Source organism: Bradyrhizobium sp. P5_C12, from assembly GCF_054049735.1.
The window spans coordinates 24,741-40,044 of the sequence record NZ_JBFULU010000047.1 but is presented as its reverse complement, the minus strand read 5'-3'; the positions used below and the strand labels follow the sequence as shown (position 1 = coordinate 40,044).

At 65.7% G+C, this 15,304-nt stretch carries 13 protein-coding genes; 4 read left to right on the top strand and 9 right to left on the bottom strand.

Translation table 11 applies throughout. The features are described from left to right. Window positions 1-31: 31 nt before the first annotated feature. Window positions 32-877: a hypothetical protein gene (locus ACXJMY_RS30730; protein WP_456623093.1), complete on the top strand. Its 846-nt coding sequence runs from the start codon at window positions 32-34 to the stop codon at window positions 875-877. A 10-nt stretch (window positions 878-887) separates the two neighbouring features. Here ACXJMY_RS30730 and ACXJMY_RS30725 read toward each other — a convergent pair whose 3' ends face one another. Both ACXJMY_RS30725 and ACXJMY_RS30720 read right to left on the bottom strand, forming a co-directional pair. Then, window positions 888-1,541, bottom strand: coding sequence for a response regulator (locus ACXJMY_RS30725; RefSeq protein WP_456623092.1), 654 nt, complete (start codon window positions 1,539-1,541; stop codon window positions 888-890). Continuing rightward, complete coding sequence (locus ACXJMY_RS30720) at window positions 1,538-2,923, bottom strand: histidine kinase (RefSeq protein ID WP_456623091.1); 1,386 nt, start codon at window positions 2,921-2,923, stop codon at window positions 1,538-1,540. The genes ACXJMY_RS30725 and ACXJMY_RS30720 overlap by 4 nt, the downstream gene beginning before the upstream one ends. A gap of 189 nt (window positions 2,924-3,112) precedes the next feature. Here ACXJMY_RS30720 and ACXJMY_RS30715 point away from each other — a divergent pair, with 189 nt between their 5' ends. Then, on the top strand, window positions 3,113-3,991 hold the full coding sequence (locus tag ACXJMY_RS30715) for a DUF2380 domain-containing protein (protein ID WP_456623090.1): 879 nt from the start codon (window positions 3,113-3,115) through the stop codon (window positions 3,989-3,991). 13 nt (window positions 3,992-4,004) lie between these two features. On the opposite strand, the gene ACXJMY_RS30710 is transcribed toward ACXJMY_RS30715, so the two are convergent. From ACXJMY_RS30710 to ACXJMY_RS30700, 3 genes are read right to left on the bottom strand one after another with little or no spacing between them, the layout of a single operon-like run. Continuing rightward, window positions 4,005-5,036 (bottom strand): L-idonate 5-dehydrogenase, encoded by a 1,032-nt coding sequence (locus ACXJMY_RS30710; RefSeq protein WP_456623089.1) that lies wholly within the window; start codon window positions 5,034-5,036, stop codon window positions 4,005-4,007. A gap of 26 nt (window positions 5,037-5,062) precedes the next feature. Then, window positions 5,063-5,830, bottom strand: coding sequence for an SDR family oxidoreductase (locus ACXJMY_RS30705; RefSeq protein WP_456623088.1), 768 nt, complete (start codon window positions 5,828-5,830; stop codon window positions 5,063-5,065). 11 nt (window positions 5,831-5,841) lie between these two features. Further along, window positions 5,842-7,041, bottom strand: a complete 1,200-nt coding sequence (locus ACXJMY_RS30700) for a mandelate racemase/muconate lactonizing enzyme family protein (RefSeq protein ID WP_456623087.1) — start codon at window positions 7,039-7,041, stop codon at window positions 5,842-5,844. 174 nt (window positions 7,042-7,215) lie between these two features. On the opposite strand from ACXJMY_RS30700, the gene ACXJMY_RS30695 reads away from it, so the two are divergent. Both ACXJMY_RS30695 and ACXJMY_RS30690 read left to right on the top strand, forming a co-directional pair. Continuing rightward, window positions 7,216-7,983, top strand: coding sequence for a GntR family transcriptional regulator (locus tag ACXJMY_RS30695; RefSeq protein ID WP_456623086.1), 768 nt, complete (start codon window positions 7,216-7,218; stop codon window positions 7,981-7,983). Between the two features lie 24 nt (window positions 7,984-8,007). Beyond that, window positions 8,008-9,372, top strand: coding sequence for an MFS transporter (locus ACXJMY_RS30690; RefSeq protein ID WP_456623085.1), 1,365 nt, complete (start codon window positions 8,008-8,010; stop codon window positions 9,370-9,372). 8 nt (window positions 9,373-9,380) lie between these two features. Here the strand turns inward: ACXJMY_RS30690 and ACXJMY_RS30685 are convergent, their stop codons facing one another. The 4 genes from ACXJMY_RS30685 to ACXJMY_RS30670 all read right to left on the bottom strand — a co-directional run bounded on the left by ACXJMY_RS30685 (window position 9,381) and on the right by ACXJMY_RS30670 (window position 15,151). After that, window positions 9,381-10,631 carry an arsenic transporter gene (locus ACXJMY_RS30685; protein ID WP_456623112.1) on the bottom strand — a complete coding sequence of 417 codons (1,251 nt, stop codon included), beginning with the start codon at window positions 10,629-10,631 and terminating at the stop codon, window positions 9,381-9,383. Window positions 10,632-10,665: 34 nt separating this feature from the next. Then, window positions 10,666-11,949 (bottom strand): MFS transporter, encoded by a 1,284-nt coding sequence (locus ACXJMY_RS30680; protein ID WP_456623084.1) that lies wholly within the window; start codon window positions 11,947-11,949, stop codon window positions 10,666-10,668. Window positions 11,950-12,032: 83 nt separating this feature from the next. Next, window positions 12,033-12,473, bottom strand: a complete 441-nt coding sequence (locus ACXJMY_RS30675) for an EamA family transporter (protein WP_456623083.1) — start codon at window positions 12,471-12,473, stop codon at window positions 12,033-12,035. 200 nt (window positions 12,474-12,673) lie between these two features. Further along, window positions 12,674-15,151 carry a PAS domain S-box protein gene (locus ACXJMY_RS30670; protein ID WP_456623082.1) on the bottom strand — a complete coding sequence of 826 codons (2,478 nt, stop codon included), beginning with the start codon at window positions 15,149-15,151 and terminating at the stop codon, window positions 12,674-12,676. Window positions 15,152-15,304: the final 153 nt, after the last annotated feature.

Sequence of the window (15,304 nt, the reverse complement as noted above, 5' to 3'; positions counted from 1 at the left end):
GGATGTCAATCCAGTTACAACGGAGCAATCGATGAGGCTGATGTTGCAGGCGCGGTCAAATCCCCTCGCGTGGTGGTGGGGGTCCCTGACGCTCGTCAGCAACGTCAACATCCTTGTCTGGTTCATGCTGTACCGGGAGTTCTATCAGCCCGTCACCGGCAGCCTCGGTGCGCCGTCGGGGATGGGCGTGATGCTGCTGCTCTGCGCCGGCTATGTGTTCGGCTGCGCCTTCCGTTCGTTCCTGCCGCGCGCGGATGTGCAGCGGATCTGCCTGTTCGACACCTGGCTCTCCAGCGTGTTCGTCGGCCGCTCCGTCGCGACCGTCGCTGAAGTGTGCTTCGCCGCGCAATGGGCCATCATCCTGCATCAGCTCGGCACCATGGCCGGTGCCGAGACCACGGTGAGCATCGCCCTCGTCATCGTGCCCGTGATCATCATCGCGGAGTGCTTCTCCTGGTACGCGGTGCTGACCACCAACTACCTCTACAACGCGATCGAGAATTCGCTGTGGGCTGTGACCTTCTTCCTGGTCGGGATCGCGCTGTGCCGGCTGATGCCGGAATTCCAGGGCGTGGTGCGCTGGGCGCTGATCGCGGGCATCGTCGGCATCGCCTGCTTCCTCGCTTTCCTCGTCACCGTCGACGTGCCGATGTATCTCAGCCGCTGGCGGGCGGGGCATGAAGAGGGCAACAGGCTGCTCGGCTTCCTCGAAGGGCTCCATGACGTCGCTACGCGCTGGGTGGTGACCCACGACGTCGCGCACTGGAAGGGCGAACTGACCTGGATGTTCCTGTATTTCAGCGCCGCGGTGTGGTCGAGCCTCGCGCTCTGCGCGCTCTACGCGATGGAAGGCTATCTCACGCGCTATCTCGTCTGAGCAGCGCGCTTCAGGCTTCGCCGAGATCCACTTGCGTCAAAATTCCCTGACGCAGCGCCAGCCGGACCAGCTCGATGTCCGAGCCGACGCCGAGCTTGTCCTTGATCAGGGAGTGCAGGTTGGCGACCGTCTTCGGACTGACGTGGAGCGTCTCGGCGATCTCCTCCGTTGTGTTCTCGGCGAGCAGCAGCCGCAGCACCTCGAACTCGCGCGGCGTGAGAACGTCGGCGGCGGAGCTTTCGCCGCTGAGCCGGCTCAGCGCGAGCTCGTGGTCGATGTCGGGGCTGATGGCGATCTTGCCGGCGAGCACATCCATCACCGCGCGCACCAGCGTCTCGGGCGGGCTGGTCTTGGTGACGTAGCCCCGCGCGCCGGCGCGGATCGCCTGCAGGGCGAAGCCGGCATTCTCGTGCATGGTGAAAACGAGGATCTTTGCCGCCTTGTCCCATTGCCTGATGCGCCTCACGGCCTCGATGCCGCCGATGCCGGGCATGCTCAGATCCATGATGACGAGGTCGGGCGCCTCGGATTTGAACAGGCGATAGGCCTCCGCGCCGTCGCCGGCTTCAGCGATGACGCGCAGGCCCGGCTGCTTCTGGAGCACGGAGCGATAACCCTCGCGGACGACGGAGTGGTCGTCGACCAGCAGAATCGTCGCACTCATGCCGCGCGCTCCAGCACCTGCTGACCGGCGGCCGGGAGCGGAATGACGACGCGCAGCGCGGAGCCGCCGTTGGGGCCGGCCTCGAAGCTGAGTCGGCCGCGCAGGGCCGCGACGCGCTCGCGCATGCCGAGCAGGCCCATGCCGGATTTCGTGGCTGGATCGTGCGATCGTCCGTCATCGTCGATCGCAAGGGCGATCTCGTCGGTGCGCATCGCCAGCTCCAGGCTCACCTTTGTGGCGCCGGCATGCTTGGCGGCGTTGGTGAGCGCCTCCTGCACGATGCGGTAGAGGCTCGCGCTGATCGTGGCCGGCAGGGTCTCGAACGTGCCGTCGAAGCGGATCGCAAACCGCGTCTTGCCGCCGCTGCGTCCGTTCCACCCGGCAACGAGACCTTCGAGGCTGGCGACGAGCCCGAGCTCCTCGACATCGGGCGGGCGTAGCCGGAACAGTGCGCCGCGCAGCGTCTCCATCATGCCGGTTGAGGTCCGTGCGATGCCGTCGCATTCGCCGAGCAGGGACGGGCATTCCTGCGCGGCGGTCTGGCGGGCGGAGGAGGCCAGCGCGCGGATGGCTGCCAGCGACTGGCCGAACTCGTCGTGCAGCTCGCGTGCGAGATGGCGGCGCTCCTCGTCCTGGAGCGCGATCAGTTTCCGCGTCAGTTCGGCGCGTTCGGCCAGTGCCGTGTCGAGGCTTTCGGCGAGGTGGTTGAAGACGTCGCGGATGGCCGACAATTCGGCGAGATCGAACGGCGGCAGCCGCGTCGTGAGATCGTTGGCTGCGATCCGCTCCAGGCCCGTGCGGATCATGCGCGTCGGGCGCAGGGCGCGCGCCAGTGCGGCGTAGACCAGGACGCACAGCAGCGGCAGGGCGATCGCCAGCGCGAGCATCAGGCGGCCGGCCTCGTGCCAGGCGTCGGCCGTCTGCACGGCCGGATCGACCGAGACCACGACCTCGCCGAGCTTCGCACCGCGCACGATCACGGGCCGTGCCGCCTCGCGGCCGGGGTCGAACAGGCCGTGATAAAACGCCGCGAAGGCCTGCGGCGGCGGGCTCGCCGGGATAGGTGCGCCACTACAGAAGCGCTGGAGGAAGTCACCATTCGTACCGCGGAACGCCAGACACAGGCCGGGCGTCATCACATAGGCCGAGACAGGGTCGAGGTTCGGAAAGTCCGAGCGCGGGCTCGCCACCCACTGGATCTTGCCCTGTTGGAGCTCCAGCGTCTTGGCCACGATGGCGGCGATATCGTCGATGCGCGCATGGGCCGCGCGATCGGCCGTGATGAGGAAATAGGCGGAGATCGCGGCGAAGCAGGCGGCCGATATGGCGGCTACGCGCAACGTCAGACGGACCTTGAGATCGAATCTCGGGCGGTTCCACATCGGCAGGCACCTGGCGCGAACGGGGTTTGTCGCCTCCGCATTAAACGGCAGAAAGGAAGCGGCGGAAAGCACTGCGCATACCGCGGTGCAACGTCGTGAAATTTTCCCGGCTGTGATCGGGACAGCCGCGGCTGCAGTGTGGGAAGCAGCCCTCCAGACTGCCGCGCAGCTCCATCACACGAGGCCCGCATGCGTCGCACCTGGTTGATCCTCTCAGCCTGTCTCCTTTGTGCCCTCCCGGCAGCCTATTCGCCAGCCGCGGCCGAGGCCATCGGCGTCGCTATCGACGATTTCAGCTATGCCGATACGTCGGACGAGCCGGCCAACCAGACCGCCGCCCACGAGAAGCGGCTGGCGGCGTTCATGGCCGCGCTGCGGCGGGATATCGGCGCGGACCGGCGTTACCGGCTTGCGCCGGACGCACAGGACGGTCCGGCGTTCAAGATCATCGGCGGCATCCAGAAGACGAGCACGCTGGTGCAATGGGCCAAGGTCGCTGTGATCGACGTCGGCGCCAGGAAAGTCGTGATGGACAAGCTCTACACCTTCCGCGGCGACAATGACGAGGCATGGGAGCGTGCCGAGATCTTCGTGTCCCGCGAGGTCATGGCCGCACTCGCGGCGCCTTCGATCGCGCTCGCGGTGTTCGATTTCGAGCTCGATGACAATACCGCGGCGCCCGCGGCCGGGCTGACGGCCTCCGATGCGTCGTACCTCGCCGAGGTCACGGGCGGTGTGCGCGAGCTGCTCGGACAGTCCGGCCGTTACCGCATGGTTGACGTCAGCGTCGCCCGCGATGATGTCGTGACGTCACACGGCCTGCGGGACTGCGGGGGGTGCGACGCCGCCGTTGCCGGCAAGCTCGGCGCCGATCAATCGCTGATCGGCGTGGTCCGGCGCGTGAGCCGAACTGAATACACGGTCGGCTTCCAGGTTCGCGACGCCCGGACCGGCGCCGTTGTCGCACGCGGCGACAGCGGCTTGCGCATGGGGGCCGACTATTCCTGGAAGCGGGGTGCAGTCCGGCTGGTCGGCGATCGTCTTCTCGACGGCGCGGCGCAGCCCTGAGAATTTGACATCCTCAGAAGGTCAACTGCACTTTCATCGACTGCGAGCGGTCGCTGGCGAGCTCGAAGGCGGCGACCGCGTTCTCGAACGGCAGTGTGGCGGTGATCAACGGCTTGACGTCGATCAGGCCTTCGCCCATCAGCCGCACCGCGAGCTCGAATTCGGGGTCGAAGCGGAAGGTGCCGCGGAGCTGCAGCTCCTTGGCGACGATGGTGTTGATCGGCAGATTCATCTCGCCGCCGAGGCCGAGCTGCACCAGCGTCGCGCCGGGCCGCAGCACGTCGAGCGCTGTCCGCAGCGCGGCCTGGTTGCCGGAAGCTTCGAACAGGGTGTCGAACACGCCCTTGCCGGCGCGCCAGGGATCGAGCGCTGTGGCATCGCTCGCGACATTGATGGCGTGCGTGGCGCCGAGTTTCCTGGCGACCGCGAGCGGTGCGTCGGCGACGTCGGTCACTACGATCTCGGACGCGCCGCCGAAGCGCGAGACCAAAATCATCAGCGCGCCGATCGGGCCGCAGCCGGTGATCAGCACGCGCTTGCCCAGGAGGGGGCCGGCCTGCTTGCCGGCATGCAGGCACACGGCGAGCGGTTCGGCGACCGCGGCCTCGGCCAGCGACAGTCTGTCGGCGATCGGCACGGCCTGCGTGGCGTCGATCGTGATGAACTCGCGAAAACCGCCTTGCACATGCGGAAAGCGCATCGCACTGCCGAGGAAGCGCATGTCGAGGCACTGGTTGCGCATGCCTTCCTGGCAATGCAGGCACTGGCCGCACGGCTTGCTCGGATTGACCGCGACGCGGCTGCCGGGCTTCACGCTGGTCACGCCGTCACCGACGGCGGCGACCACGCCTGCGATCTCATGGCCCAGCGCCATCGGTTGCTGGATACGGACGACGCCGAAGCCGCCATGATGGTAGTAGTGCAGGTCGGAGCCGCAGATGCCGCCGTTGGCGATCTTGACGCGGACTTCCCCGGGACCGGGCGCCGCATCGGGGTAGCTGTCGATCCGCAGGTCTTTCGGTGCGTGAATGACGACGGCACGCATGGCTTGCTCCGTTTTTGTGTTCGCAATCACATCGCGGCGATCATGCCGCCGTCGACATAGATGATCTGGCCGTTGACGTAAGTCGAAGCGTCGGAGGCGAGGAAGATCGCGGCGCCGACCAGCTCGTCCGGCCTGCCCCAGCGCTTCGAGGGAATGCGGCCCATCAGCCAAGTGTTGAAATCGGTGTTGTTGACCAGCGCCTCGTTCATGTCGGTCAGCATGTAGCCGGGACCGATTGCGTTGGCCTGGATGCCGTGCTGGGCCCATTCCACCGCCATCGAGCGGGTCAGGTTCTTGATGCCGCCTTTGGCGGCGGTGTAGGGCGCGATGGTGGGACGCGCGAGCTCGCTGCCGAGCGAGCCGATATTGATGATCTTGCCGTGCTTGCGCGGGATCATGCGCTTGGCCGCCTCGCGGCCGATGACGAAGGCGCTGGTGAGGTTGGTCTCGATCACCTTGCGCCATTCGTCGGTGGTGAACTCCACCAGCGGCTTGCGGTGCTGGATGCCGGCATTGTTGACGAGGATGTCGACCGCAATGCCCTTTTTGTCGAAATCGTTGAACGCCGCAACGATCGCAGGCTCGTCGGTGACGTTGAACGCGGCACCTTCGGCCTGATGCCCGGCGGCGCGAAACTCGGCGACGGCCTGCTCGACGCGCTTGGGATCGACGCCGTTGATGATCAGCTTGGCGCCGGCCTTGGCCATGCCCTCGGCAATGGCGCGGCCGAGGCCACGGGAGGAACCGGTCACGAGCGCGGTGTGGCCGGAAAGGTCGAAGAGGGCGGTGCTCATCTCAAAAATCCTCAGACGTTGGAACGGCGCACGGTGAGATCGCTGCGGTCGAATACCGCGGGCAGGAGGTCGACGCCAAGGCCGGGGCCTTCCATCGGGAAGACATAGCCGTCCTTGATCGTTGGCATCGTGGTGACGAGCTCATTGTACCAGCCCTTATAGAAGGCGCGCACCGATTCCTGGATCAGCGTGTTGGGCTGGCTGAACGACATGTGGATGGCGGCGATGAAGCCGATCGGACCGATGCAATCGTGCGGTGCAAACGGGCGGTGATAGGTCTCGGCCATCGCCGCGATCTTGCGACCCTCGGTGAGGCCGCCGGTCCAGCACAGATCCGCCATCACCACATGCATGGCATCGCGATCGAGCATGTCCTTGTAGGGGAAGCGCGAGCCCAGCGTCTCGCTGGCGCAGACCCAGACGTCGGTCGAGCGCGCATATTCGGCCAGCGCCTGCGGCGAGTTCATCCGGATCGGGTCTTCGTACCAGGTCGGCTTGTACGGTTCGAGCGCGCGCGCGATCTGCTTGGCGGTCGGCAGGTTCCACAGCGAGTGGAGCTCGACCATGATCTCCATCTTGTCGCCGACCGCTTTGCGGATCTTCTCGAACGGCTCGATCGCCTGCTTCATCTGCGCGGCGGTGATGTAGAGGCCCTTGTTCTCCTGCGCCGCCGGATCGAACGGCCAGATCTTCATCGCGGAGATTCCGCTCTCCAGAAGGCTCTCGGCCAGCGCATCGGCGTGATTCATGAAGCCGTCGAGATCCTCATAAGGACCTTTGGAAGCGCCGAGATTCCAGTTCGACACCGGGCTGATGTTGGTCGAGCGGACATATTGCGTGCCGGCGCAGGTGTTGTAGATGCGCTGCTTGTCGCGGCAGAGGCCGCCGAGCATCTGGTGCACAGGCTGATTGCAGACCTTGCCGAACAGGTCCCATAGCGCGATGTCGATCGCGGAAGCCGCGCGGTATTCGACGCCGGTCGAGGATTGTGCCATCGGCAGGTTGAGCATGTCGCGATGGATGGCTTCGATGTGCAGCGGATTGCGGCCGAGCAGGCGGCCGGCAAAGGTGTCGTGGATCTGCGCTTCGACCGCGCCCGCGCCATAGAAGGTTTCGCCGAGACCGATCATGCCCGTGTCGGTGTGGACGCGCACCCAGATGACGTTGGAAAATTCCTCGGTGCGCAGCGTCTCGATCGACGTGATCTTCACGGCAACAATCCTCCCATCACAGGCGCCTCGCGCCTTACGTCTCATTTTGCGCTGCAGCATGTTGCAGGTCGCGCCGAAGTCTTACGCCTGCTTGTAATATATCACAACATGTTTTAAGGGTGCCACAAATAGGGCGCCACCCGACAATGAGAGCGCGGCTGACAGGAGGACGACATGGCACGGCGCAAGCGCGCGCTCGAGGTGGTGAGAAACGAGGACGACGGCGAGGGCAAGCCCTCCCGGCGCAACCGGCTCAACTTCTTCGAACTCGCCTATCAGCGAATTGAGGAGCTTCTCGTCCATTGCGAGCTCAAGCCCGGGCAGTTCATGACGATGCTGGAATTGCAGCACATCACCGGCTTCGGGCGCACACCGGTGCATCACGCCGTCAATCGTCTGTCCGCCGACACGCTCATCATGATCCGCCCCCGCCACGGCCTGCACATCGCGCCGATCGATCTGGCCCGCGAGCGCATGCTGCTGGATCTGCGCCGCGACATGGAACGCTTCGTGGTCCGGCTCGCGGCCGATCGCGCCAGCCTGTCGCATCGCAATCAGGCGCTCCATATCGAACGGCTCCTGCGCGAACGCCGCGCCACCCTGACCCTCGACGAATTCAACAGCATTGACCGCCGCATCGACGCGCTGGTGCTGGAAGCGGCGGGGGAGCCCTTTCTGGTGCATACGCTGCGGCCGCTGCACACGCTCTACCGCCGCATCGGCTATATCCACCACCGCTTCATGCCGGGACAGGCCGATCTATCAGGCACGATCGATCGTCATCTGGCGATTCTCACTGCCGTCGCCAATCGCCGCGTCGACGACGCGGTGAAGGCGAGCGATGCACTGATCGACTACATGGGCGAGATGTTCACGGGCATGGAGACGGGGATCGACCCGCGCCTGCTCGATTGCAGCATCGAGCCGCTGCTCGGCGCGTAAAAAGTTTTCAAGAGAGGACCAAACATGTCAACGATGGCCATGCCACAACCGACCGCGAGCGAAGCCGCGGTCCGCTACCTCATCACGAACTACAGTCCCAAAGGTAACAAGGTCGGCTGGCTGATGATGGCTTCGATCCTGGTCGAGGCCTGGGATCTCTATTCGATCGCCTTCGTGCTGATCTTCATCAAGGAGCAATACAATCCCGATCCGCTGATGCTCGGCCTCGCCGCGGCCGGCACACAGGGCGGCGCCCTGATCGGCGCGCTGCTCGGCGGCTGGCTGTCCGACAAGATCGGCCGCCGCGTCATGTTCCTGGTGACGATGGTGCTGTTCATCGTGCTGGCGCTGGCGCAGGCCTTTGTGCCGAACGTCACCTGGCTCATCGTGATCCGATTCCTGCTCGGTATTCCGCTCGGCTCGGATATTTCGACCGGCTACACCTACATCATGGAATCCATGGCCAAGGGCGAGCGCGAGGTCATGGGCAACCGCTGGCAGTTCATGTTCGCAGTCGGCGAAGTGCTGACCATCGGCGTCATCGTGATCTTCCTTCTGATCGACATGCAACACGAGATGCTGTGGCGCGTGACGCTCGGCCTCGGCGCGGTGCCGGCGCTGATCATTCTGATCATGCGGCACGACGTGCCGGAGACGGCGGTGTGGCTGGTGCAGAAGGGACGCTACCGCGAGGCCAAGCAGGTTGCGCGCGAGATGTTCAACGACGATCTGGCCATGCTGCCGGACCACGATGTGAAAGTGCCGAAAGTCAGCACCCGCGCCTTTCTCGCCGACCTCAAGCAGGATCCGATCCGCTGGCGAGCGACTGTCTACGGCTGGATCGCCTGCTTTGCGCAAGGCAGCGAGTTCTCGACCTTTGCGTTCTACCTGCCGGTGCTCTTTGTCATGGTCGGCGTGTCGAGCGTGCTCGGCATCAACCTGGTGACGATGGCGCTGTTCTGCTTCGCCGCTCTGTCCGGCTGGGTCGGCCCGCTCCTGACACCGAAGATCGGCCACCGCGGCATCGCGATCGCCGGCTTCGGCATCGTGCTGGCATCGCTGCTGGTCGCGGCTTTCGCGCTCTACACCGACAACAAGATCCTGCTGCCGTTTGCAGCGGCCGCCATGTTGTGGGGCCATTATTGGGACGCGTCGAACTGCATGACGATCCCGACCATGGTCGCCAAGCCGAAGTACCGCGGCACCGCCAGCGGCTTCGCCTACATGTTCGTGAAGCTGCCGTCGTTCCTGGCGATCTTCCTGTTCCCGACGGTGTTCGCTGCGATCGGGCAGGCGAATGCCACGCTGATGGTCGCGATCTTCCCGATGATCGGATTGCTCGCTGCGATCTTCATCCTGCCGGAAGTCTACGGCTACGAGAACGACTAGTATGCACGCTACCTGATCGCGGCTGCCAAGGCCGCGATCAGGGCGGGCGGCGTCACCAGCATGCCGAGCTTGAGGAACGGCCAGGCGCCGACCTTGATTCTCTCGCGACGGAGCGCGACCAGCCACAGGATGGTGGCGAGCGAACCGGTCACCGACAAATTGGGGCCGAGATCGACTCCGATCAGGATGGCGCTGACGACGGGCGCGGGCAAATGATCGCTGGCGGCAACCGAGCCGGCAACGAGGCCGACCGGTAGATTGTTGGCAATGTTGGTGGCGATTGCGGTGGCGATGCCGGTGCTCCAGGCGGCTTGTGGGACGGATTGCGCTACCGCCTCATGCAGCAGTGTGCTGAGCTGCCCGATCACGCCGGTCTTCACCAGCGCTTCCACCATCACGAAGAGCCCGCCGACCAGCGGCAGCACGCTCCAGGAGACGCCGCGCAGCACCGGCAGCGGCGATTGCCGGCTCAGCAGCAGCACGATCGCGGCGGTCGCCACGCCGCAGATGAAGGTCGGCAGGCCGAGCGGCTTGTCCAGCGCGGAGGCCGTGACCAGCACGACGCCGATCGCCACGATGCCGACGGCTGTCAGTTTTCCGCCGCGGTTCAACTTGGGATGCGGCACTGACCGCGCGATCGTCTCCTCCTTCAGCGCGCGGTGTTGGGTCAGGCGCAGCACGACATAGGTCAGCAGGATCGAGGCCGCCGAGGGCAGGGCGAACAGGCGCAGCCATTCGGTGAGGTGCGGCATCCGCGCGCCGAACACGACGAGATTGGCGGGATTGGAGATCGGCAGCACGAAGCTCGCCGCGTTGGCGATGAAGGCGCAGACGAACAAATAAGGCAGCGGCTTGGCGCCGGCCGCGCGCGTTGCGGCGTAGACGGCGGGCGTCAGCACGATCGCGGTGGCATCGTTGGAGAGCAGCACCGTCACGACAGTGCCGACGAGATAGATCAGCAGGAATAGCCGCTGCGGCGAGCCGCCTGCATATTCCACGGCGAGGGCTGCGAGATAATCGAACAGGCCTTCGAGCCGCGCCAGCTCGGCGATCAGCATCATGCCGATCAGGAAGAGATAGACGTCGATGCCTTTCTCGATGCCGATAAGCGCATCCGGCCATGGCAGGAGGCCGAGCAGCACCAGCGCCGCGGCACCGATCACGGCCCAGATCGCCTCGGGCAGATGAAAGGGACGGGTGATGACGCCTGCGGTCGCAAGCACAATGATGCTCCAGGCCCAGAAGGCGTCATGCGGCACGGTCGGCACGTTCAGTCCTCGAAGTGAAACGGCTTCATTCGGCAGCGATAGCTGATGCGGACGCCGCTGTCTTCCCCCGCGGACGCGGGCCGCCATCTGCGATGTGCCGCGTCTCGGGCAGGGCGAGGAAGCAGATGACGGCGCCGATCGCGGCCACCGCGCCGAGGGTGATGAAAGCCGCGCTGTAGCCCGCGCCGACCACGACCAGCCCCGCCAGTGCCGTCGACAGCGCCGCGCCGATGCTCTGGGCGGTGATGACCGCGCCTTGCGCGATGTTGAAACGGCCGGTATTGCGCATGAGGTCGGCGACGATGACGGGGAAGATCGCGCCGAAGATGCCGGCGCCGACGCCGTCGAGAAGCTGCACGCCGACCAGCCAGAACGGATTGTCGGAGAGCGTATAGAGCGCGCCGCGGACCGGCAGGATCAACAACGCCGCGAGGAAGAAGCGCTTGTGGCCCCAACGGTCGGCCTTCGCGCCGACCAGCATCGCGAACGGCACCATCACCACCTGCGCTGCCACGATGCAGGCCGACATCAGGCTCGTTCCCATGTTCTTGTCCTGGAGCGCGAGCTTTTGCCCGACCAGCGGCAGCATGGCCGCGTTGGAGAGGTGAAACAGCGCCACGCAGATCGCGAAGATAAGCAGGGGGCGGCAGGTCAGGAGGACACCGAGGCCCGAGGGTTGTTCCTGCCGGCTACCCGCATCGGAATTGTGCAGCCCGCGCGCGAGATCGTGGTCGATGGCGCGCCCGGGGATCGCAAGAATGCTGATGAGGCTTGCGACTGCCATGGCGCCGAGAAGGTAGAATACGACGGTCGGGCCGAACCAGTAGGCGGAGAGCCCCGCGAGGCCGGCTGCGACCGCATTGCCGGCGTGATTAAAGGTCTCGTTGCGGCCGATGCGCCGGGTGAAGGCAGCATGGCCGAAGATGCCGAGGGAGACGGCGGCGATTGCGGGCGGAAACACCACGGCCGCGGCCTGCGCGATCCCTTGCGAGATCGCGACCGGGCGAAAGCCCGGAAACAAGGGCAGCGACAACGATGCGAGCGTCACCATGATTGCGGCGAGTGCCATCACCGACCGCTTCGCCCGCGTTGCATCGACCAGCGCGCCGGCCGGCGTCTGCGCCGCGATGCCGGCAATGGTCGCGATCGACATCACGAGGCCGATGCGCGCCTCGTCCCAGTGCTGCTCGGTGAGAAGATAAACGGCGAGATAGGGGCCAAGTCCGTCGCGGACATCGGCGAGAAAAAAGTTCGCCGCATCCAGTGCGCGGCCGGCTCGCGTCGTCTGATCGGGGTCTTGGCTCGACATCGGTTTCTCGATCGAGGCTCAAAGTTGCCCCGGCAGCAACCTTCGTGACGTCCGGTTGGTTCCGCGCGTCACCGGTGAGCTCCTCAAAACTTCACCGCCAGCAGCACCGCGCCGGCGCCGATCATGGCGATGCCGAGCCAGCCCTGCGCGCTCGGGCGCTCGCCGAGAAAGGTGAAGGCGAAGAGGGCGACCAGGACAACGCTGAGCTTGTCGATCGGCGCGACCAGCGTCGCGGGGCCGAGCTTCAGCGCGCGGAAATAACACAGCCAGGACGCGCCGGTTGCAAGCCCCGACAGCACCAGGAACAGCCAGGTTTTCGGCGCGACCGCCGACGGCACGGCGAACTGGCCAGTGAAGAACAACAGCACCGAGAAGGCGAGCAGCACCACGATGGTGCGGATGAAGGTCGCCAGATCCGGATTGATGTTCTCGACGCCGATCTTGGCGAAGATCGCGGTCAGCGCGGCGAAGCAGGCGGACAGCAGCGCCCAGGTCTGCCAGGCGGAGAGGAGGGCGGGTTTCATGGGCTTCCTGATGCGCGCGCGGTTAAGTTGTCGTGATGTGGCTGGCTGGAGCCTAACACTCGGTGTCGTCCCGGCGAAGGCCGGGACCCATAACCACGAAAAGGTGTTTGGCGAAGAACGACGTTGTGTGTGCCACAAGAGAGATCACGCGGTATGGGTCCCGGCCTTCGCCGGGACGACAGCGTTTTTTTGGTGGTCACTCACCGCACCACCGACAGCTTCTCCGTGATCGCCTTGCGCAGGATGCGCGACAGCGACTCCACCGAATACGGCTTCTGGATCAGCTCGAAGCCGCGATGGGCGTTCTCGGCCAGCACGTTGCTGTAGCCGCTGGTGAGCACGACGGGGAGGCCCGGATAGCGCTCGCGGATGATGCCGGCGAGCTCGACGCCGTTCATGCCGGGCATGATGACGTCGGAGAAGACGAGGTCGACGGCGAATTCGTTCTCGCCGAGGATCGCCAGCGCCGCGTTGGCGTTGGCGACGCGGCGGACGACATAGCCGAGATCCTCCAGCAGCTCGGTCGAGAACTGGCCGACATCGTCATTGTCCTCGACCACGAGCACGCGATAGCCGCGCCCGGTGGTTGCGGCCTCGTGGGTCAGCGCCGCGGCTGCCTTCTCCCCGGCAGGGCTCTGCGCCTGCGGCAGATAGATGGTGAAGGTCGCGCCTTTTCCCGGCGCGCTCGCGACCGCGATGTCGCCCTCGGATTGTTTTGCGAAGCCAAAGGCCTGGCTCAGGCCGAGGCCGGTGCCCTTGCCGACCTCCTTGGTGGTGAAGAACGGCTCGAAGATGGCGTCGATGTTTTCCGGCGCGATGCCGCAGCCGGTGTCGGCGACGGAGATCGCGACATAGTCGCCGCCGCGCGCCGATTGCGCGCGCAGGCTCGGAATGCCCTGAACCTTCCGCACCGCGATGGTCAGTCGTCCTTCATCGTTCATCGCGTCGCGGGCGTTGATGGCGAGGTTGATCAGCGCGGTCTCGAATTGCGCGATGTCGGCAACCGTGAAGCAGTCGTCATCGTGGACCTCGACCGCGATCTCGATGCGGCCGCCGACCAGCGGCCGGACCAGTTGCGCGACGCCATCGACCTGGCTGCCGACGTTGAAGATCTGCGGCTTCAAGGGCTGCCGGCGGGCAAAGGCCAGCAGCTGCGCCGTGAGCTTGGAGGCGCGTTCGACGGTCTCGGAGATGGCGTCGACATAGCGGCGGCGGCGCTCCTCCGGCAGCTCGCGCCGGCGCAGGAAGTCGGTGGCCGAGCGGATGATGGTGAGCAGATTGTTGAAGTCGTGCGCGACGCCGCCGGTGAGCTGGCCGATCGCCTCCATCTTCTGCGACTGCCGCAGCGCTTCCTCGCCGCGGCGGCGCTCGGTGATGTCGACCAGCTCCGGCACCGCGCCCGTGATGTTGCCGTGGCGGTCGAGCACGGGACGCATGCCGAAATCGAAATCGCGTTCGCCGACGGGAAGTCGCAGCCGCATTTCCATCCGCACCGCCTCGCCTCCGAGCACGGTGTCGAAGGCGGCGCGCACGACGGCGCTCATGCCTTCGGTGGTCGCGAACCACGGCGTGTCCCAGAACGGCTTGCCGATGACGCCGTGGGCCTCGGCGCGAATGCCGGCGAGCGCGGTCTTGTTGGCGTAGAGCAGCTCGCCCTTGAGGTTGACCAGTCCCTGATACTGGTTGCTGGTCTCCAGGATCGCGCGCAGCCGCGCCTCGTTGGATTCGAGCTCGGCGGTGCGCTCGGTGATGCGCTCCTCCAGCGTCTCGTTCAGCCGCCTGAGCTCGATCTCGGCCTGCTTGGCGGCGGTAATGTCGTGGGCGACGCCGATGAAGCCGATGTGCTTGCCGGTCGGGTCCCAGCGCGGCTGCGATTCCGAGCGCAGCCAGCGCCAGTCGCCGCTCGCGTTCCTGTAGCGGGCTTCCAGCACGAACGGCTTCAGCGACGCTTCGCCCTGGACGGATTGTTGCAGCACATGCGGAAGGTCGTCCGGATGCAGCACCTTGCGCCAGTCGAAATCGATGGCCTCCGCATAGGGCAGGCCGACGAAGTCGACATAGGCCTGGTTGGCAAAGGACCGCTTGCGGTCGAGCTTGGTCACCCAGATCGGCACCGGCGCGCTGTCGGCGATCAGCCGAAAACGCTCCTCGCTCTCGCGCAGGGTCTCGCGGACCAGCATCTGGTCGGTGATGTCGATATGGGCGCCGACCAGTCGGATGGCGTGGCCGTCCCCGTCGCGCTCGATCTTGGCGACGACGCGGATCCACCGGGTTTCGCCGTCGCTGGGACGGATGATGCGGTATTCGGCGACATAGTCTTCGCTGGTCCCGGCAAGGGCGTCGATGAAGTGCTTGACGGTCGCTTCCCGGTCCTCGGGATGGATGCGATCGACCCAATCCTGGTGCGACTCGCCGGCGGCTTCCGCCGGCAGGCCGTGGATCATCAAATATTCGGGCGAGCGGCGGTTCTTGAAGCCGTCGCGGAAGTCGACCTCGAGGCCGCCGACCTTGCCGATGCGCTGGACTCGGGCGAGCTCCGCCTCGCGCTCCTGGAGCGCACGATAGGCGTCGTCGCGCTCGCGCGCGATCTCTTCCAGGTGCTGGCGCAGCCTTTCGGCGGCGATGGTCTCGGGCAAAGGATCGTTCAAGGCGTCGGCCGTTGTCATGCGGGTGCGCACATGCCGGACCGATATTCACACAGACGGGGCGTGATGGCCATTGCTCAAAGGCGAGAGAGTGTCGGGAAAGCTCCCGCGGTCGCCCGACACGGGAAAAATCTGACGAGGCAACGTCCGGTCTGGCAATTTGTTCCGGAGACTGGAACGATCGGC